The organism is Paenibacillus dokdonensis, assembly GCF_004916975.1.
In the GTDB taxonomy this organism is placed as follows: Bacteria; Bacillota; Bacilli; order Paenibacillales; family Paenibacillaceae; genus Paenibacillus_AQ; species Paenibacillus_AQ dokdonensis.
The window spans coordinates 665,552-684,379 of the sequence record NZ_STGQ01000002.1 but is presented as its reverse complement, the minus strand read 5'-3'; the positions used below and the strand labels follow the sequence as shown (position 1 = coordinate 684,379).

The window sequence follows — 18,828 nt, the reverse complement described above, 5'->3', positions numbered from 1 at the left end:
CTATCATCCTCCCAAAAGTGGTTTTCTCTTGCTTCTATCATTTCCACTTTTGAGAGATTCCAAACGCCCATTTTCCTCCTTCCGCCGCATTTCCCGGGTAATCATCATAGATTAGCTTACGGTACGCGGGCGCTCCATTCTTTCAAGGCCAGGTACGTGCAGCGTGGTCCATTCCGGACGGTAATGCTCTACTTTGCCTACCACAACAGTCATGTCGTCATGAATCATATTTTGCTGATAACGGATCACTTTTTCCAAAAGAATATCGGCGATTTGCTGCGGGTCCTCGTTGTCGATCTCCTGAATCATCCGTTTCATCCACAGTTCTTTGTTCACGGCATGCCCCGGAGCATCGTAAATACCGTCGGTCATCATGATCACAATATCACCCGCCTGCAGCTTTAAGGTAACAAGATCCACCTCGATATCCTGAATAATACCGATTGGCAGGTTGCTCGCGGATACCGGAATGACCTCAAGTCCCCGTTTAATAAAGCTTGGCGTGGAGGCAATCTTCATAAATGTGGTCTCCGCTGTATATTGATCAATCAGGGCCATATCAACGGTGGCATACACTTCATCCGGAGACCGGAGCATGAGGATCGAGTTGACGGATTTGATGGCCAGCTTCTCATCCATGCCACTTTGGAGCAGCTGTTCCAAAATAGACAATGCGGTGCTGCTCTCCTGTTTCGCGCGCTCCCCGTTGCCCATGCCATCACTAAGTGCGACTGCAAAAGTGCCATTACCTAGCTCCACCATACTGAAGCTGTCTCCGGACAGCATATCTCCACCTTTGGCAGCTCCGGCGATACCGGTTGTGATTTCGAAAGTCTTGGCTGATCCGAACATTACAGTCGCAAGTCCATCTTTGGACGAAATGGAAGACTCATGATGGACGGCGATATGCTCATCCAGGATATCCGATAAGAGCGGCGCGATAATTTTGCGGCACTCATCATAACCGCGGGTAAACGCATGAACGATTTCAATCTCCACATGCCCGGAATCCAGGCTGATAATCTCGATGCCCTGAATGGAGAGTCCAAGCTGTTCCAACGCTTCGCGGATCTGCTCCTCCTGCCGGTACATGGCCTGCCCCTCCCGCTGGATTTCGCGTGCAAGGTCTTCCATCACCTGCGATACGCCGGACAATTGTTCCGCAACCAGATGACGACTGTCGTATATTTGCCGTTTCCACTGCATATCATGCTGATAGAGGTTGTACTGCTGCTTCATTTCCTGAAGCACTTCATCCGTTTTACCGCAGATCCGCGCCCATTCCTTTGGAATTTGCTGATCGTTGATCTCCGGATTTTCTTCCACGGCGGTCATGACGTCCGTCATATATTTATAAGTTTGATAAAACTTCGCATCCCAGCAGTGGCTGCGTTTGAAGCAATTGGAGCAGGGGCTTTCTGCCACAGCATTCATAAAATGATCCATCTCACCATTTCGTTTGCTGACCTCCTCCGTACCGGCCACCTGTCCGAAGCTCTGGGATAACTGCCGGAATACCCGGGAGAACTGCGTAACCCGGTCCGCCGTCAGATCACGCACCCTTTTGGCATATTCATGCTGGGATTTGCTGTGATCATTCGTGCCGGGGACATATTTGGAGATCATCTTAATGATCGATTTTGGTGTTATTAAAAATAATACAATCGCCGCGCAGGACTCCCAAGTCGAGGTCATCACATCCGCCGGACCGCTGAAATAAATCGATAAGATCGAGGAGCCAAGAAGCATGCCAAGCATAACCGCACCCTTTTTGCCTTCACGCAGCATACCGGCCAGCATGCCGGAGAATGCGAGCAGGCTCATTTGATAGATAGCGGATATGTCCGCCAGGCTTAGAATCAGTCCGGTCACAACCCCAACCGAAGCCCCTAGCGGAGCACCGCCTACCAAAGCGAAGATCAGGATTAGATACCGGGAAAGCACATGTTCCACAGACAGTGAATATACAGTCCAGCCCACTGCTCCGGTCATGACAGAAGCCAGAAGAATAATTAGGCAAAGTATTTCCTCACTCCGCAGCTGATAGTTCTTTTTGCGGTAGGTGAATACTGGAATGGCCTGGATAAACACCAGGGTAAGCACGAAGCTGAGGATGGCATCCAGCGAACTCATCAGCAGAGAATACCAGGTAAACGGCGGGCCGGTCATAATCGTAAATAGCTTGACGACGAAAGAAGATACAAAAACCATGAGCGGCGCATAAGAAAGTTCAGCATGATCGAAGGCATTCAAGCCCCGATGAATAAAATAAAAAATAAGGAGTTCAGCCGCAATAATCAAGGGAGCTGGAAAGGGAGCAAAAAGGCTGCCCGCTATAAGTGCGACGGTGACAGGAAGCAAATAATCGCGGCGCATAAAGGCGATGACGGCAAAGTAGGCGATCGCAAACGGCGATAGCTCGTCCAGTATCATGGCTTTCCCCAGTAAAAACGCCATCAGTGTCAGCAAAAGCATCCACTTCTTGGCTGCAAGCAACTGCAGGGGACGCTGGAGCATCTGCATATTGCGCAGTCGCGCCATCCAGCCGTTTTCCTCCATCATCGCTTCTCTTTGCAGCGTTTTGAGTCCGGGTATGTTTACGTTCAACTTCTCCATGAATTCCGCACCACCATTTCGTAGATTTGATGGTACCCATTATAGAGTCCTTGAAACATGAAAGTTTGTCATAACAGCGGACAGGCTTCAAAAAAGTTTCCGACAAAAAAGCCTGCCTCGCGAAACATCGGGAATGGGCCGCGACTTCCTCCGCCCCAGCGATTTGAGCCTCGTTCAAACTGGTATCTGATGTAAGGGCTTTCCGCCACCACCCCAAGAATCCGCTAGCGATTGCTATAGACAGAGCCGGAAATCAGTTGGATGCTGTCGGTAATTTTTTTCGGAGGCGACAAAAAAAACCGCAGCAGGTACAAACCTGCTGCGGTTTATCTTATTCAAGTCATCGGCGCATCTGCCCTAAAGCATCAATTACATGCGTTTAGCACCGCGTCCTCCGCGCTTGGATTCCGTTTGTTTCTTGATCGAAGAGATACGTTCTTCGCTATCCTTCAGGAAGCGTGACATTTTATCCTCAAACGAAGGTTTGTTGGGTGCAGGCTTAAATGGGCGCCCGCCACGTTCACGATTAAAGCCGCCACCACCACCGCCTCCAAACCGCTCTCCACTTCCGCCACCGGTACGTTCCGGTCTTGGTCCTCTTGGAGGCCGAGCTTCGGAAGCTGGCTTATCAACAGCTTGTTTGATGGAAAGTCCGATCTTACCGTCCTTATCGACATTGATCACCTTCACGGTAACAACATCATTGATCTTCAGGTGATCGTTGACATCCTTGACGTAATTATCGGCGATTTCCGAGATGTGAACGAGACCCGTGACACCTCCTGACAGATCCACAAATGCTCCAAAATGCGTTATGCCTGTCACCTTGCCTTCTAACTTGGTGCCCACTTCGATTGCCATAGAATAAAATGATCCTCCCTTAAAAATATACAACAAGATTTGAGTCAAACCTTGGCTGTGGTGATTTGATTATACATAAAGCGTAAACTGAGGTCAACTGAGTAATCACCCAGTTTAAGCGCCTATATTACGGGCTTGTTTCCTCTGTATGGATGGGGGTTTCCCCAGGTAAATACATTCCATAATTCTTGCGTGCCAACTGCCCGATGTATTCAGGGTCATTAAGCCTCTTTACCTCGGTACTCAGCTGTTCTTTACTCTTCAGCGTGGTTTGCTGCTCCACCTTCTTCTTCGCAAGCTCTGCACTCTTGTCCGCAATTTGCGATTGCTGAGAGATGAAGGAATATCCCGCCCATCCCATAAAGACGACCATAAAGGAAACCCAGATCCATATCCGCCTGCGCCCGCCAGCACTTTTGACGTTTTTACTTTCCTGATTTGTTCTTGCCGTTTGTGTGCGTGCTTGTTCCTTGGCAGCATATTTCCCCATGTGATTCCTCCTTTACAGGGCATTGATACCTTCATTTCTAGGTGCAGCTGCTGTACTCCTCTATTCGTTATTCTTTGGGAACCATTTTTCCCATAGAACAACCGCTGAGTGTACGAGCTTGTCAAGCCACTTCGGCATCCTAAGACGCGAGGTTATAGGCTTAAGCATCCACTTTGTCAGCTTCCAGAAAGGCAGCAGGATTTTCAGCACAACGTGAAAAACAAACATCAGCAGGCTGCCCAGCATGATAGCTAGTCCCTTCAGCAGCTTTAGCAGCAGCCGAATCGGCGTCCATACCATCAACCTGAAAAGTCGTATCAACACATCGATAAAATAACGTACTACCTTTATTAACATTACCACAAAACGCTGAGTTGTAACACTTAAGAATAAAAAATATAGCCATACTCCCAGAAAGAGTCCGACAAACACATAGAATCGAAGCTGCCCGTAATTGCTGACATACAGCATTCTGAATACAAAAAGAGCGGCTCCGCACCAATAGAAGAGGTCCAGAACATGAAGGGTCCATCTCGGAAAATGCAACTGGACCGACAGCACCCGGTAGCTGTCATAGGCCAGTCCCATTGCTGCTCCCGAGAACAGCATCCAAAACAGGGTAATCCACTGAATATTTGGACTCATTTAAAAAGCTTGCCGAGCATTCCCTTATTTTTGCCGTGTGAACCGGGATCCAGGTAAACCAGGGAATGGACCAATCCTTCGATGGATAGCAGGCCTTCCTCGAGACTTAAATTTTTAATATGTAAATTTTGTCCTTTAACAGTCAGGTGCCCAAGCTCGGTATGAAGCAGAAACTCTTCACTGTCAAAGCTCTCCACATTATGGACCCCCGTCAGGTTCAGCTGCTTGCGATTCAGCATATGCAGCTCATGCTGTTTGCTTTTGGCTGGCTCGATCATGGCATGTACCCCTCCTTCTTACCAATAGCTTATGGAGGGTAAATGTGGTTTAGAACCAGATATGACGAACTTGCGGAGCTACGCGTGTTTAGATGAACCCCTAAAAAAAGAGCATGGCACCCCCCGAAAGATCGGAAGGTGCCTTTATATGCTGACTATGAAAGTGCTTATTACCAGTTCAAACCGTTATCTTTTGCAATCGGCTCTTCCTTGACCAAGGAGTACAGGCTTGTAGCCTCATCTTTGCGGGTGCTCTCAGCAAGACGTTCCACCTTCACGGTGACCAGCTTCTGTCCGAACTGTACAGTAATTTCGTCGCCGATCTTCACTGTGCTGCTGGGCTTCGCTTCTCTGCCGTTAATCAGAACCCGGCCTTGATCTGAGACATCCTTGGCTACGGTACGCCGTTTAATCAGCCTGGATACCTTCAGGAATTTGTCGACACGCATCTTATTTTACAGCTTCTTTGAGCTTGTTGCCTGCTTTGAAAGCAGGTACGTTTGCTTCTGGGATGTCGATGGTTTTGCCGGTTTGAGGGTTACGGCCAGTACGTCCGGAACGCTTGCGTGTTTCGAATGTGCCGAAGCCGATCAGTTGCACTTTGTCGCCGCCTGCCAAAGCATCAGTGATTTCACCAAGGAAACCGTTAAGAACGGACTCCACGTCTTTTTTGGTCAAGCCGCTTTTAGTCGAAATGTTGTTGATCAAGTCTGTCTTGTTCATAAATTATTATCCTCCCAATATACAAAGAAATAAGTATAGGTGCGTCATTGAATGCATGGATATGCAAGCACTGCCGCAATTTTCATGTGTATGGTTATTCTTGATGTCCTGTCCGAATTCCTGCCTGGTTCCGCCAAAATTTTATAATTTGTGAGGAAATTCTTGTTAAATATACAGGAATATTTTACATTTGCCTGATGCTTCCGCTCCGAAGCATCACGAGGCCTCCAAGCAGGTGAGTTCTTATCATACCTGATTTTTCGCCTGTTGCCAAATTTCGTCCATTTCCTCCAGCGTGCTTTCTTCCACGGTTTTGCCTTCGGATCTCAGCTTGTCCTCAATAAAATGGAACCTGCGGATGAATTTGCGGTTAGTCCTGGACAGCGCCTCTTCAGGGTCTGTATGCAGGAAGCGTGCGGCGTTTGAAGCGGCGAAAAGCAGATCCCCAAGCTCAGCGACCTGTTCCTCCGGATCAAATCCTTTTTCGACAGCCTCACGAAGCTCGGCCAGCTCCTCCTCAATCTTGAGGAGAACATCGTTGATTTGATCCCAGTCGAAGCCTACCTTTGAGGCTTTTTTCTGCAGCTTGTATGCCTTCATCAGCGCGGGCAGATCCCTCGGTATTCCATCCAGAACGGATGCCTGCTCGGGCTGAATGCCTTTGCGGCGCTTCTCCTCTGCTTTCATCTGTTCCCAGTTCTGAAGCGCGTCCTCCGCATCCTCGGCCTTGTTCTGCCCAAATACATGCGGATGCCGGAATATAAGCTTGTCATTCAGACCTTGAATCACATCAAAGACGTTAAAGGTACCGACCTCCTCCTCCATCTGTGAATGGAGCATGACCTGAAGCAGCAGGTCTCCAAGCTCCTCCTGCATATGCTCCGGATCATCCTCATCAATCGTCTCGATGACCTCATAGGTTTCTTCGATCAGATTTTTGCGGAGTGATTCATGCGTTTGTTCCCGGTCCCAAGGGCAGCCTTCAGGGCTCCGGAGAACTCCGACAATTTCATGCAGCCTAGCAAATGTGCGCTGGCGCAGCATCTCTGCGTCGCTCCGTGGTACGTAGATCAGCGATAAGTTCCCATAACCCTCTACCCGATCCAGTTCATATACGGGAACCTTGATGATCTGTTCCTGCCCGTCCACGCCCAGAGCATGGCCGACAACAACGGTATAATCATCCGGGTAAAGCTCCATCAATGCGAGCTTAACATCCGACGCTGTAAATGAGTCATACACCTGCCCAATGACAGTATGCAGCTGCGGCTGAAGAAAGCTTGGATTCAGGCCACTGGCGTCCAGCAGCTGGAATCCTTCAATCGGGTCAAATCCAAGACGAATGAACGCTTCATCCAGAAAAGACTCCCCGCCGAGTATACTCAGCTCTATGCCATCATGCAGGCAGCGCTCACGGAGAATCTGCACTGTAGACTCGGCTACCATCGGATGACCTGGAACGGCATATACGATAACGGAGCCGTGATCACCCGACGCTGCCTTCTCCAGCAAAGTGTCCGCAATGGACGCGTAAACCTCAGGAAATGAATCCCGGGCCTCGTAGATATGATCAAAGGACTGCATAGCAACCTTCAGTTCATCCAGCACGGACATGACCGGATGTTCTTTGGTCCGTATGAACACCTCGGAAGCCTGCTGTAATGTTTTGACGATACCCATCGTCAGGCGGTCCGGGTTTCCGGATCCGAGGCCGACGATTGTTATGGATGCACTCATTCTTCATTCCCCCGCTCTATAAATCATTCTTTCCGGTAATTGGCAGCAGCTATACTATATCACGGTTGATCACCGCACAAAAATCATTCACGCCAGCCTCGCTATGCAAGAAGATGCAGTCTGCTGAGCAGTCTGGATAGTGGAGCGCCGATCTTCGGGAGCATGCGGAGCTCCTGCTCGCTGAGCAGACCGGTCTTGGCGGCGCCGGCCAGGAAAATGGCGCCCCCTGCTGCGGCACCGGCCAGGCTTGCTGCCGCTGCCGAGATGCGTGCGTGCAGCCCGAGCACAGACAGCAGCGCGTCTGCAGCGAGCATAGCGGCGCACGCCGCCGGAGCCATGCCGGCGAATATGACCGCCGGCTTCGCGAGCATAGCACCTGCGCTGATACGCAGGCCGGTGCGGCGGGACAGCAGCGCGATATTAAGCGCTGCGGCCAGGAAATGCGCGGCTACGCTGGCGATGGCCGCGCCGGTAATACCCAGCTGCGGAACCAGCAGCAGGTTCAGAAGCGTCTTCACCGCCGCTGCGGCTAAGAGATGCAGCGCCGGTGCCTTTACAATGCCGATGCCCTGCAGCAGGGCGGCAGAAATAATGCTGAGCGCGCTGCCGGCTGACGTAAAGGCAATCCAGCGGATCACGCTGGTTCCCGTTCCATCCTGGTAGAGCGCGATATTGAGCGGCATCGCCAATACAGCGATCCCTATGGATGCGGCCATCCCCACAAGCCAGAACCAGCGTAGCGACAGGCGGCAGCGATCAGCAACCAGCTGCTTGTCCCCCGTAACTTTCGCTTCAGCCAGCGCAGGAATGAACAGCACAGACAGCGATGTGGCAAGCATTGTAATGAGCTGCACCACCGGCATACCCCGGTTGTAAATACCAAACTGGATCATTGCTCCGTCCTCCCCGGCTCCACTGGCTTTAAGTAGGCGGGGCACGGTAAAGGTATCTGCCAGGTTAACCAGTGAAATAGCCAGCGCTCCCAGACATATGGGGATCGCATACTTCAGCATGCTCCAGAGCAAACTCCTGCTCTCTTGACCGATCTCACGGGCTTCTCCCACTGAAGCATTTCCCCGGATGGCCGGATGTCGGCCTCTGCGGTATCTCCGCCAGTAACCACCCATCACTACGAGCCCCGCTGCACCCCCGGCTGCTGAGCCGAAAAGGGCACCGGCAGCAATATGTTCTGCTGATGCGCCAACGGTAGTCAGATAGACAAGCAGTATAATCATCACGGCGACTCTTACACATTGCTCTGTAATTTGGGAGACGGCAGTTGGCATCATATTCTGATAACCCTGAAAAAACCCCCTTAATCCGGACATCAACGGCACGAACAGCAGGGCAACGGCCGAAGCCTTAAGAGCCGGCACAACACTTGCATTATCGATGATCATGCCGATCAGCGGAGCCCCAAAATAGATCACAGCTCCGAACAGAATACCCGACAATGCCATCACCAACGAAGCAATGCGGATGACCCGCCCGCTTTGAGATTGGCCGCCCAGTGCCGCATCCTCGGCAACAAATTTGGAGATCGCTGCCGGAAACCCGGCCAGCGCCACCGTAATCATTACGGTATAAAACGGATACACCGTATTATAAATGCCAAAAACGACATCGCCGCCCATATTTTGCAGCGGTATTTTTTGCAGCGTTCCGATGAGCTTTGAGAGCACCATGGCGATACTCAGTACGAATGCTCCTTGCAATATTTTCGAGGATGTCCCCGTTTCTTTCATCCTGTTTCCCTACTTCTTCCCGATTTATAAAGAAAACGACAGTCGACATATTCCCATAAGCAGGCAGACAACCGCCAGCTTTCATTATACCTGGGATTGCAGACACAAAAAACTCCCGCTTCTTCTGCATGGCTGCTGCTCGCAGCCTTCGAAGCGGGAGTTGGATGTATTTAAGTTTACTGTTCCATTTGTTTGCCGAGAAATGCGGCAGCTGTTTCAGCCATTTTGATCTCCAGCTGAGCCATCTTAACGGAATCATCTTTACTAAGGAGAATCACGGTTCCAATCGGGTCACCGCCCGAAATGATCGGCGCAGACACAAAAGACGACAATGTTTCCTGATGATCCTTACTGATTTCATAATTACCACCGTTCGTTTCAAGTAGCGTCTTGCGGTTATCCATGCAGCTTTCGATCGGTGCGCCTATTTGCTTCTCCAGATACTCCTTTTTAGAGCCTCCGGCTACAGCAATAAATGTGTCCCGATCAGAAATGATGGTGATATGTCCCGTGCCTTCGTAAAGTGATTCAGCGTATTCCTTGGCGAAATCGCCAAGCTCTCCGATTGGTGAATATTTTTTCAGAATAACTTCACCGTCACGGTCAACAAAAATTTCAAGCGGATCTCCTTCACGGATTCGCAGTGTTCTTCTAATTTCTTTAGGGATGACCACTCTACCCAGGTCATCAATACGGCGGACTATTCCAGTAGCTTTCATTGACATGTTGCCCCGCTTTCTCGAGAAGATTTTTCAACTACTGTTCGGATGGGAAGAGGAGTGTCCCAGGAAATATAAGTGTGATATCTGACCATAGTATTCATCCTTTCCCAAATCCTTATACATGATCTTGGAATGAATAGTTGCGGTCGAAAAGAGTATTTTGTCTGAACAGACTCCAAGTTTGCGCCCATGATAAAAACGCGGATTTCTCCGCGTTTTCAGTTTTTGCCTATTCAAATAAACATGTAGCAAAACCAAAATCCCTCAAATTTCCATTCGCAATATATAGATAAAAAAATAATTAACAATCTATATATTGTGTTTTAAGCTATATTTTATTTACCGCTTGTGCCTTCGGTTTTGGATACTTCCTCTTTGTACGGCACACCTGTTGTGTCGTCGGTTTTGGATTGATCTGAGCCTGTGCTTCCAGCTGGTGTTTCCGTTGTTTTCGGCAGATCAATTTTTTGGATTATATCCTTCAGCTCGTTCTGCATGAAATTGTCGATCTTGGCCGCACCCAGGTTCTGCTTGATAATATCCTTCTGCTCTTTGGTCAGCTTATCATATGGTGTTTCCTTCCGGGAATCCACCTTTACGATATGATAGCCCAGCGTGGTTTCAAACGGATCGCTGATTTTATTCAGCGGCAGGGTCAGCACCTGCTCCTTGAGCTCATTGATATTGTACTGTCCTATAGTAAAGTTCTCGTACAATCCGCCGTTTTCCTTTGTTGAACTGTCATCAGAGTATCTCTTGGCCATTTCCGCGAAATCCGCGCCTTTATCCAGCTGGGATTTTACATCCTTGGCTATCTTGAGTGCTTCTTCCTTGGTACGTTCCTTTTTGTCCCCATACTGCAAGCCAATCAGCACATGATGCAGGGTGGCCACCGTGTAGTCCTGTTTCGTGGACTCGTATTTGTTTTTAATATCGTCTTCGGTTACCTTGCTGGTCATATCCGTCATGGCGGTCATGGCTTGTACCAAGTACTGCTTGAGATCGTCTTCCGTCAGTTTCTGGGTTTCAAGCTGCTTCTTGAACTGGTCTTCCCCCATGCTCTTCTTGTTCTGATCGATCAGCTGGCTTGCCTGCTTCTCGCCTTCTTTTTTCGAGGCGTCATCCGCTTTATTACTCAAATATTCAAAAGCGATTTTTTGCTTCACAATATAATCCTGAAAATCACTTAGGTTTATGAACTGGGCATACTCCGGAGACATGAAAGAAATGATTTTTTTCTGGCTTTCAAGCTCTTTCTCGGTAATTTCCCCGCCTTTATAGGTTGCCACGACTTTACTTGAGTCACTCTTGTCTACAGACTCTTTCTTTTCACAGGCAGCGAGCATGGACACGGCCATAGCCGCGGCTATCGTAAGCGTGATACCCTTCCATGCCTTCTTTTTATTGAACAACATCCTGAAGTTCCTCCTTCGATTTAAACAGCTCTCGAATTGCCTTCAGAAATTGCTCCAGCAAACTAAGCAGCTGTCCTTCGTCGAGCCCCTTACCCTTGATGCGTATCGACATATGAGACTCCTGCTCAAATTGTACACGTCTTTCAAACTTATTGCCAACTTGGGCGAGTTTCGAAGTGCTGACCTTTTTCTCCTGACCTTCATAGAACTTCAGTACAAGATCATCTCCGCGCTTGGTAATGGTGTCGATGCCGTACATTTTACCGTATACTTTCAAGCGGGCCACCGCGAGCAGATTAACCACCGCCTCAGGCAGTTCCCCGAATCGGTCGAGCAGTTCATCCTCCAGTTCCCTCTCCTCAGCAAAATTGCCGACTACGGCAACCTTTTTGTATATTTCAATTTTTTGAATGCTGTCATATATATAATCAGCCGGCAGATACGCATCGATGCCGATATCGATGACGGTATTCCATGCCTTCGACGGCTCTTCCTTCTCCCCAAGCATGGTAACCTTCCGCTTCTTGATCTCTTCAGCAAGCATTTGCGAGTACAGATCAAAGCCGACGGAAGCGATAAAACCGTGCTGCTCCGCGCCAAGTAAATTACCCGCACCTCGGATGGACAAGTCACGCATGGCAATTTTAAAACCGGATCCAAGCTCTGTGAACTCCTTGATCGATTGCAGCCGCTTTTCGGCTACCTCGGTCAGCACCTTGTCCCGTTGGTAGGTGAAATAGGCGTAAGCGATCCGGTTGGACCGGCCTACTCGGCCGCGCAGCTGATAAAGCTGGGACAAGCCCATTTTATCGGCATCATGCACAATGAGCGTATTAACATTAGGAATATCCACACCGGTCTCGATAATACTCGTACTGACGAGCACATCATATTCACCATCAAGGAAGTCAAGAATGGTCTTTTCCAGCTCTGATTCAGACATTTGTCCATGACCTACGCCTACTCGGGCATCCGGCACAAGCGCCGTGATTTGGCTTGCCATTTCTTGTATGCCCTGCACCCGATTGTACAGATAGTAAACCTGGCCTCCACGCGCAAGCTCACGCTCAATCGCCTCGCGTACGAGGGTTTGACTGTATTCCACCACATAAGTCTGCACAGGAAAACGGTTCTCCGGCGGTGTCTCGATTACCGACAAATCACGCACACCCAGCATCGACATATGCAGCGTGCGCGGAATTGGCGTCGCCGTCAACGTGAGCACATCCACATTTGTTTTCAGCTTCTTCAGCTTCTCCTTGTGAGTCACGCCAAACCGCTGCTCCTCATCCACGATCAGCAGTCCCAAATCTTTAAAAATAAGATCCTGGGATAAGAGACGATGCGTTCCGATGACAATATCCACCGTTCCCTGACGAATGCCCTTGGTGGTCTCATTCTGCTCCTTACGGGAGCGGAAGCGGCTTAGTACCTGAGTGTTGATCGGATACCCCGAGAAACGTTCCCGGAATGTTTCATAATGCTGCTGGGCCAAAATAGTTGTTGGAACCAGCACAGCAACCTGCTTGCCCTCCATTGCCGATTTAAAAGCTGCACGTATGGCCACTTCGGTCTTGCCGTAGCCCACGTCGCCGCACAGAAGCCGGTCCATCGGACGGTTCTGCTCCATATCATTCTTAATTTCTTCAATGGCCCGCAGCTGGTCCCGCGTCTCATCATATGGGAACATTTCCTCAAACTCACGCTGCTCGGCCGTATCCTTCTCGAAACCATAGCCCGTTGTCGACTGGCGCTCTGCGTAAAGCTTGATCAGATCATCTGCGATATCTTGTACGGATGAACGCACCTTGCTTTTTACCTTGTTCCACTCATTGCCGCCCAGTTTATATACTTTAGGCTCTTTGTCCTCAGAGCCCACGTATTTCTGAATCAGGTCTATCTGTTCAATAGGTACCGACAGCTTGTCGCCGCCTGCATATAAAATATGCATGTAATCCTTATGAATACCGTTGATTTCAAGGGTGCCGATCCCCATGTATTTACCGATCCCGTGATTCTGGTGAACGACGTAGTCTCCGACCTTCAGTTCGGTATAACTCTTGATGCGCTCGGCATTGTCCATGTTTTTGCCCAGCTTGCGGATTTTACGCTGCTTCTGCGAGAACATTTCACCTTCGGTAATCACAGCCAGATGAATGGAAGGCATCTCAAATCCGGTCTGCAAATTGCCCTGCAGCATCACAGGCTCATCAATGTTGTAGTCCTGCAGCACACGCCGCATCCGGTCAAGCCGTTCTTCACCGCTGGCCAGCATAATTACCCGAACCCCGGTTTTATGCCAACGGTCCATTTCCGATTTGAGCACATTCATCTGACCATGGAAATCCTGCATCCCCCGGCTGATGAAGTTTAGGATATTTTGCGGTTGGGTATGCGGCACCTGACGCAGAAAAATAGACATAAAAATCGTCTGGAAGGGACGGTGATACAGCACCGTTTCATTTTCCACCGATAGATGCAGCTGCGGTAACGTTTTACCGTTTTGAAGTAAATGTAGATTCCACTCCGACTCATCGCGCTCGAGCTGCCTTGCCGTTTCCAGCAGACGGGCCGGCTCATCCAAAATCAGCACCGTATCCTTCGGCATGTAATCATATAGCGTTTTGCGCTCCGGATAAAGCAGAGAAATATATTTATAGATTTCAGGAAAATAGACACGCTCGCGCAGAAGCTCCATTTCCCGGTTCATTTCTTCGGTTAAGCGCAGTTTTGCCTGGCGATCGGCCATTTTACCAAGCTGTTCTTCCAGCAAGTGTCCGGCAGCCTCTGCGGCTTGCACCAGCCGATGCTGATCGGCAATGATCTCTTTGCATGGGGTAATGATCACTTCTTTGACCTTATCAATGGAGCGCTGATCGGCAGGATCAAAGGTGCGGATGGAATCCACCTCTTCATCAAACAGCTCTACCCGGTATGCCAATGAAGAGGTCATTGGATAGAAGTCAATAATACCGCCGCGAAGACTCATCTCGCCTTTGCCTTCAACACGCTCCACCCTTTCATAGCCCATTTCAATCATTTGGGACATGAATCCGTCTACCGAAAGTGTTCCACCGTCCTCAATCCGGATCCGAGCACCTCCCATTACTTCAGGAGTAGGTAAAAACCGCCGTACTCCGGAAAACGGTGCTACGACAATACCCGAAAAACCCTGTGCACATCTCATCAGCACGTCTATGCGCTGGGCAAGGGTTTCAGGACTGGACACGGCTGATTCAGCAGCTACCAGCTCATTAGCCGGGTATAATAGAACCCGATCAGGTGTAAGCGCTTCCTGTAAATCCTCCGCGATTTTTTGAGCGGAAAACATATTATGGGTGACGATGATCATCGGCCGCTGTACTTCTTCAAACAATGCCGCCAGCATCATCTGCCGCGCGGAACCCGACAAGCCGGATACCAGCTGCTCTTTCATTCCGGCCTTTACTCCGGACATCACGGATTGCAAATCCGGATCTTTGGAAAACGCTTCTATAAGTGCTTGTAACAAAAGGGGCACCTCTCTCATGCTTACTTTTAAGATATTCCGATATGTTGTTTTATTATTTGTTCACGAAAAGTCCTGGTCTTTCATACTATTCGTGGGCATCCCGAAAGGATTTTACCATAAAATGGTTCACCTTGCGATTACTTCTGTCCTGCACTTGCAGGTCACCTCAGGGAATACCGAAAAGAAGCCTCAGCACACTGCCAAGGCCCCAAAATGAACAGGGTATCCTACTCATAACGTCTATTGAAGCGGACTTGCCACAAGATTCAGCTCCGGATGTTGCTCCAATGCTTCTCTGCAGTAATCGCAAATCACTTTGACCGTGATATCTCCGCTTAAATCATACGCTATTATATCTCTACGTTCCGCAGCGGTCAAGGAATGGAACCCGAGCTGCGCGTCGGTCACCTGGGCGGAATCAATACTTCCTAGCGGCGTGCGGCAATGCCGGCAGATATAATTTATAGCCATTTATATGCCTCCTGAAGGTGATTTATACCCTCATTATGCCCGCCCTGCACTTGATTTAGCCCTGTTTTCCGAAGCAGCAGATCATATTATTTCTATCCGTTAAACTTCGCCATCGTTTGTTCATAGGTATGATCCAAGCTAAATTCAGCCGCATCACATGCATGTTCAATCATATTCTCCAGCAGTTCTTTCTCTTTTTTGGGAAATGCGGACAATACATAGTCTACTACAGCAAAGCCAGGCTCCGGACGGGAAATCCCCATGCGAATGCGGTCGAAAGCTTGCGTTCCTGTATGCTGAATGATCGACTTGATGCCGTTATGGCCACCGGCGCTGCCTTGATAACGCAGACGTATTTTTCCGATCTCTGTATCCAAGTCGTCATATACGACGATCATATCTTCAAGCTTAACCTTATAATAATCCATATAGGCCCGAACAGCTTCACCTGATAAATTCATATATGTCATCGGCTTGATCAGTACGACCTTATTCATCCCGATGAAGCCCTCTCCAATGAGCGCCTTACACTTGCTTGGACCAAATGTAATCCCATGGCGCTTAGCCAATGCGTCAAGCATCATAAAACCGACATTATGCCGCGTTTTTTCATAATTTGAACCGGGGTTTCCCAGTCCGACAATCCATTTCATTTTGGTTCTATTCCTCCATAGCTTTATATGGCGAGAAGGGTTACATTTCCTGTGGTAGGAAACATAACCCCTTCTGCGCTTATTACATCTCTATTCAATTTCAAACAGCTTACTGATCGACAATTCTTCATGAACCCGGATAATGGCTTCGCCCATAAGCGGAGCTACCGAAAGCACTTTGATTTTATTGCTGGGATCAGAATGCATGATCGGGATGGTATCCGTCACAATGACCTCGCTCAGCGGAGAGTTTTCCAGACGTTCCATTGCCGGACCGGAGAATACCGGATGCGTACAGCATGCGTATACTTCCTTGACTCCACCCTCCATTAAGGCGTTGGCGCCAAGAACGATTGTACCTGCTGTATCAATGATATCATCAATCAAAATCGCAGTTTTACCTTCGATATGACCGATAATATTCATCACTTCGCTTACGTTTGGCTCCGGACGGCGCTTGTCGATAATCGCAAGCGGCGCGTTCAGAAAATCAGCCAGCTTTCTGGCACGTACAACGCCGCCGTGGTCTGGAGATACAACGACCGGGTTCTCGATCTGCTTGGAACGGAAATACTGCGCCAGAATGGGCACACCGAGCAGATGATCCACCGGAATATCGAAGAACCCCTGGATCTGCATGGCATGCAAATCCATTGTAATGACACGGTGCGCTCCGGCCTTCTCAATGAGATTCGCCACCAGCTTCGCGGTGATCGGATCACGGGAGCGAGCCTTACGGTCCTGACGTGCATATCCGTAGTAAGGAATAACTACGTTGATGCTTTTGGCTGAAGCGCGTTTCAGGGCATCGACCATGATAAGCAGCTCCATCAGATTGTCATTGACCGGTCCGCAGGTAGACTGCACCACATACACATGACAGCCGCGGACGCTCTCATTCAGTTTAACCTGAATTTCGCCATCGCTAAAGCTGGTGGTGTGGGAATCACCCATAGGAATTCCGATGTAATCGGCAATTTGCTGCGCGAGCTTCGGATTGGAGTTACAAGTAAAAATCTTTAATTTCGAATCACAATAAGTCATAGAATAAAAACCCTCCGTGCTGGTTCATTGAAATTCATGCCTGTCTCCATTGCCGTTTGAACAATGTTTCTAATACATTTAATACTTCTATTTAATCATCCTTTGGACGTTAAAGCTACTTCTTGTCTTTTTTTGCCTTTGCGCGGGCTCGGATTTTCTCAGCATAGCCCGGTTTATTCTCCTGGCGATTTCTGGCGATAGCCAGATCATTCTCAGGCACGGCATGTGTAATGGTCGAGCCTGCGACCACATAAGCGCCTTTTCCAACCTTCACGGGAGCTATCAAATTTACATTGCTGCCGATAAAAGCATCGTCTTCAATTTCTGTAATAAATTTATTATACCCATCATAGTTAACTGTTATTGCTCCGCAGCCTACATTGACGTTTTTACCTACGCTAGCGTCTCCCACATAGCTGAGATGGGATACTTTGGAGCCATTGTCGATCTTGGCATTTTTGATTTCCACAAAATCACCGATCTTCACGTCTTCCCCTAACTGGGATTTTGGACGCAGATATGCAAAAGGACCGACAGTGGTACGGCTACCGACTTCGGCCTGGTCAAGCACGGAATGCTTAATAGCGACGCCGTCACCGATCACGGAATCCTTAATGTCGCTTTGCGGGCCGATTTGGCAGTCTTCGCCGATCGAAGTGCTGCCTTTGAGCACAGTCCCCGGATGAAGAACTGTATCCGAGCCAATAATCACATCAGCGCCGATATAAGTAGATGCCGGATCAATAATCGTTACCCCATTCAGCATATGACGTTTATTGATACGTTCACGCATCAGACGTTCCGCTTCCGAGAGGGCCAAACGATCATTAACACCGATCGATTCCGCATAGTCGTCTGTCATGTAACCAAGAACGGTTTCTCCCTGGCTGACCATAATTCCAATGACATCAGTCAAATAATACTCCTGCTGAACATTCTGGTTTGTCACTTTCTCCAATGCTGCGAACAGCTTAGCATTATCAAAGCAGTATGTGCCTGTATTAAATTCACAAACGGCATCCTCTTCAGGTGAGCAATCCTTCTGCTCCACAATGCGCAGGACACTTCCGTCCTCGCTGCGGATAACGCGTCCGTAGCCCTTAGGATTCTCCGTGTAAGCCGTCAGCACCGTTGCAGCCGCGTTATTGCTTTCATGAAGCTCTGTCAGAGCCTCCAGCGTTTCAGCGGTAACCAGTGGTGTATCTCCGCAAATGACAATGGTGGAGCCTTTTTCTGATCCCAGCAGATCCTTGGCCATTTTCACGGCATGACCTGTACCGAGCTGCTGCTCCTGCAGTACATATTCAGCGGTCTCACCCAGATAAGATTGGACTGCTTCTGCACCGTGTCCTACGATAACAATGCTGCGTTCACAGTTGACTTGTTTCACAGTATCCAGCACATGCCCTACCATAGGCTTTCCACAGACCGGGTGCAGCACTTTGTATAGTTTCGATTTCATTCGTTTACCCTGCCCTGCGGCAAGAACAATCGCCATTCTTCTCAAGGGTCTTGACCTCCTACTCTTGAACTCACTACTGAATATATCGTATTCTACGCAAAAAGAAAAGAGAGCCATAGTCCTGGCTCTCTTTTCCTTGAACCCCAATTGAAAAGCTTAAGCGCCTTCCTCAATCACTTCTTCTTCATTGGCAGCGCGTTCATATTCCGCCAGAACAGCCGTTTGGATCTTCTCCCGAGTACCGGAAGAGATCGGATGGGCGATGTCGCGGAATTCTCCATCAGGAGTGCGCTTGCTCGGCATAGCAACGAACATTCCGTTGTTACCATCGATGACCCGAATATCATGAACCACAAATTCGTTATCAATGGTAATGGATGCGATTGCTTTCATTCTCCCCTCAGAGTTGACTCGGCGGAGCCTGACATCCGTAATTTGCATGTGTGTTCACCACC

The 18,828-nt window shown here is 49.1% G+C and carries 17 protein-coding genes; all 17 read right to left on the bottom strand.

What is annotated here, in order from left to right:
- Positions 1–111 precede the first annotated feature (111 nt).
- Entirely contained in the window at positions 112–2,541 is a 2,430-nt protein-coding gene (gene spoIIE / locus E6W40_RS21110; RefSeq protein ID WP_425464956.1) for a stage II sporulation protein E, read from the bottom strand.
- A gap of 444 nt (positions 2,542–2,985) precedes the next feature.
- Positions 2,986–3,477 (bottom strand): S1 domain-containing RNA-binding protein, encoded by a 492-nt coding sequence (locus tag E6W40_RS21105; protein WP_136607571.1) that lies wholly within the window; start codon positions 3,475–3,477, stop codon positions 2,986–2,988.
- Positions 3,478–3,604: 127 nt separating this feature from the next.
- Positions 3,605–3,967: an FtsB family cell division protein gene (locus tag E6W40_RS21100; RefSeq protein WP_136607570.1), complete on the bottom strand. Its 363-nt coding sequence runs from the start codon at positions 3,965–3,967 to the stop codon at positions 3,605–3,607.
- 60 nt (positions 3,968–4,027) lie between these two features.
- Positions 4,028–4,612, bottom strand: a complete 585-nt coding sequence (yabQ, locus tag E6W40_RS21095) for a spore cortex biosynthesis protein YabQ (RefSeq protein WP_136607569.1) — start codon at positions 4,610–4,612, stop codon at positions 4,028–4,030.
- On the bottom strand, positions 4,609–4,890 hold the full coding sequence (gene yabP / locus E6W40_RS21090) for a sporulation protein YabP (RefSeq protein ID WP_136607568.1): 282 nt from the start codon (positions 4,888–4,890) through the stop codon (positions 4,609–4,611). Before yabP ends, yabQ begins: the two co-directional genes overlap by 4 nt.
- A 170-nt stretch (positions 4,891–5,060) precedes the next feature.
- A complete protein-coding gene (locus E6W40_RS21085; RefSeq protein ID WP_127606651.1) occupies positions 5,061–5,339 on the bottom strand; it encodes an RNA-binding S4 domain-containing protein in 279 nt (92 codons plus the stop codon).
- A 1-nt stretch (position 5,340) separates the two neighbouring features.
- Entirely contained in the window at positions 5,341–5,613 is a 273-nt protein-coding gene (locus E6W40_RS21080) for an HU family DNA-binding protein (protein WP_136607567.1), read from the bottom strand.
- Positions 5,614–5,859: 246 nt separating this feature from the next.
- Entirely contained in the window at positions 5,860–7,350 is a 1,491-nt protein-coding gene (yabN, locus tag E6W40_RS21075; protein WP_136607566.1) for a bifunctional methyltransferase/pyrophosphohydrolase YabN, read from the bottom strand.
- Between the two features lie 101 nt (positions 7,351–7,451).
- Positions 7,452–9,095 (bottom strand): putative polysaccharide biosynthesis protein, encoded by a 1,644-nt coding sequence (locus E6W40_RS21070; RefSeq protein WP_136607565.1) that lies wholly within the window; start codon positions 9,093–9,095, stop codon positions 7,452–7,454.
- Positions 9,096–9,271: 176 nt separating this feature from the next.
- On the bottom strand, positions 9,272–9,814 hold the full coding sequence (spoVT, locus tag E6W40_RS21065) for a stage V sporulation protein T (RefSeq protein WP_136607564.1): 543 nt from the start codon (positions 9,812–9,814) through the stop codon (positions 9,272–9,274).
- A gap of 338 nt (positions 9,815–10,152) precedes the next feature.
- Positions 10,153–11,232 (bottom strand): peptidylprolyl isomerase, encoded by a 1,080-nt coding sequence (locus E6W40_RS21060; RefSeq protein ID WP_136607563.1) that lies wholly within the window; start codon positions 11,230–11,232, stop codon positions 10,153–10,155.
- Positions 11,219–14,743, bottom strand: a complete 3,525-nt coding sequence (gene mfd / locus E6W40_RS21055; RefSeq protein WP_136607562.1) for a transcription-repair coupling factor — start codon at positions 14,741–14,743, stop codon at positions 11,219–11,221. Before mfd ends, E6W40_RS21060 begins: the two co-directional genes overlap by 14 nt.
- A gap of 240 nt (positions 14,744–14,983) precedes the next feature.
- Positions 14,984–15,214 carry an anti-sigma-F factor Fin gene (fin, locus tag E6W40_RS21050; protein ID WP_136607561.1) on the bottom strand — a complete coding sequence of 77 codons (231 nt, stop codon included), beginning with the start codon at positions 15,212–15,214 and terminating at the stop codon, positions 14,984–14,986.
- A gap of 92 nt (positions 15,215–15,306) precedes the next feature.
- On the bottom strand, positions 15,307–15,867 hold the full coding sequence (pth, locus tag E6W40_RS21045; RefSeq protein ID WP_136607560.1) for an aminoacyl-tRNA hydrolase: 561 nt from the start codon (positions 15,865–15,867) through the stop codon (positions 15,307–15,309).
- Positions 15,868–15,957: 90 nt separating this feature from the next.
- Positions 15,958–16,911: a ribose-phosphate diphosphokinase gene (locus tag E6W40_RS21040; protein ID WP_136607559.1), complete on the bottom strand. Its 954-nt coding sequence runs from the start codon at positions 16,909–16,911 to the stop codon at positions 15,958–15,960.
- 115 nt (positions 16,912–17,026) lie between these two features.
- The gene (gene glmU, locus E6W40_RS21035; protein WP_168929035.1) at positions 17,027–18,409 is read right to left on the bottom strand and encodes a bifunctional UDP-N-acetylglucosamine diphosphorylase/glucosamine-1-phosphate N-acetyltransferase GlmU; all 1,383 of its coding nucleotides are present in this window, start codon (positions 18,407–18,409) and stop codon (positions 17,027–17,029) included.
- Positions 18,410–18,529: 120 nt separating this feature from the next.
- Complete coding sequence (gene spoVG, locus E6W40_RS21030) at positions 18,530–18,814, bottom strand: septation regulator SpoVG (protein WP_036712730.1); 285 nt, start codon at positions 18,812–18,814, stop codon at positions 18,530–18,532.
- Between the last annotated feature and the right edge of the window lie 14 nt (positions 18,815–18,828).

Excerpts from the sequence above, each read along its gene's own strand:
- glmU (WP_168929035.1), bottom strand. The coding sequence starts at position 18,409 with ATGGCGATTGTTCTTGCCGCAGGGCAGGGTAAACGAATGAAATCGAAA.
- spoVT (WP_136607564.1), bottom strand. The coding sequence starts at position 9,814 with ATGAAAGCTACTGGAATAGTCCGCCGTATTGATGACCTGGGTAGAGTG.
- yabQ (WP_136607569.1), bottom strand. The coding sequence starts at position 4,612 with ATGAGTCCAAATATTCAGTGGATTACCCTGTTTTGGATGCTGTTCTCG.
- pth (WP_136607560.1), bottom strand. The coding sequence starts at position 15,867 with ATGAAATGGATTGTCGGACTGGGAAACCCCGGTTCAAATTATGAAAAA.
- yabP (WP_136607568.1), bottom strand. The coding sequence starts at position 4,890 with ATGATCGAGCCAGCCAAAAGCAAACAGCATGAGCTGCATATGCTGAAT.
- E6W40_RS21105 (WP_136607571.1), bottom strand. The coding sequence starts at position 3,477 with ATGGCAATCGAAGTGGGCACCAAGTTAGAAGGCAAGGTGACAGGCATA.
- E6W40_RS21040 (WP_136607559.1), bottom strand. The coding sequence starts at position 16,911 with ATGACTTATTGTGATTCGAAATTAAAGATTTTTACTTGTAACTCCAAT.
- spoIIE (WP_425464956.1), bottom strand. The coding sequence starts at position 2,541 with ATGGCGCGACTGCGCAATATGCAGATGCTCCAGCGTCCCCTGCAGTTG.
- yabN (WP_136607566.1), bottom strand. The coding sequence starts at position 7,350 with ATGAGTGCATCCATAACAATCGTCGGCCTCGGATCCGGAAACCCGGAC.
- E6W40_RS21100 (WP_136607570.1), bottom strand. The coding sequence starts at position 3,967 with ATGGGGAAATATGCTGCCAAGGAACAAGCACGCACACAAACGGCAAGA.
- E6W40_RS21085 (WP_127606651.1), bottom strand. The coding sequence starts at position 5,339 with ATGCGTGTCGACAAATTCCTGAAGGTATCCAGGCTGATTAAACGGCGT.
- spoVG (WP_036712730.1), bottom strand. The coding sequence starts at position 18,814 with ATGCAAATTACGGATGTCAGGCTCCGCCGAGTCAACTCTGAGGGGAGA.
- E6W40_RS21080 (WP_136607567.1), bottom strand. The coding sequence starts at position 5,613 with ATGAACAAGACAGACTTGATCAACAACATTTCGACTAAAAGCGGCTTG.
- E6W40_RS21070 (WP_136607565.1), bottom strand. The coding sequence starts at position 9,095 with ATGAAAGAAACGGGGACATCCTCGAAAATATTGCAAGGAGCATTCGTA.
- fin (WP_136607561.1), bottom strand. The coding sequence starts at position 15,214 with ATGGCTATAAATTATATCTGCCGGCATTGCCGCACGCCGCTAGGAAGT.
- E6W40_RS21060 (WP_136607563.1), bottom strand. The coding sequence starts at position 11,232 with ATGTTGTTCAATAAAAAGAAGGCATGGAAGGGTATCACGCTTACGATA.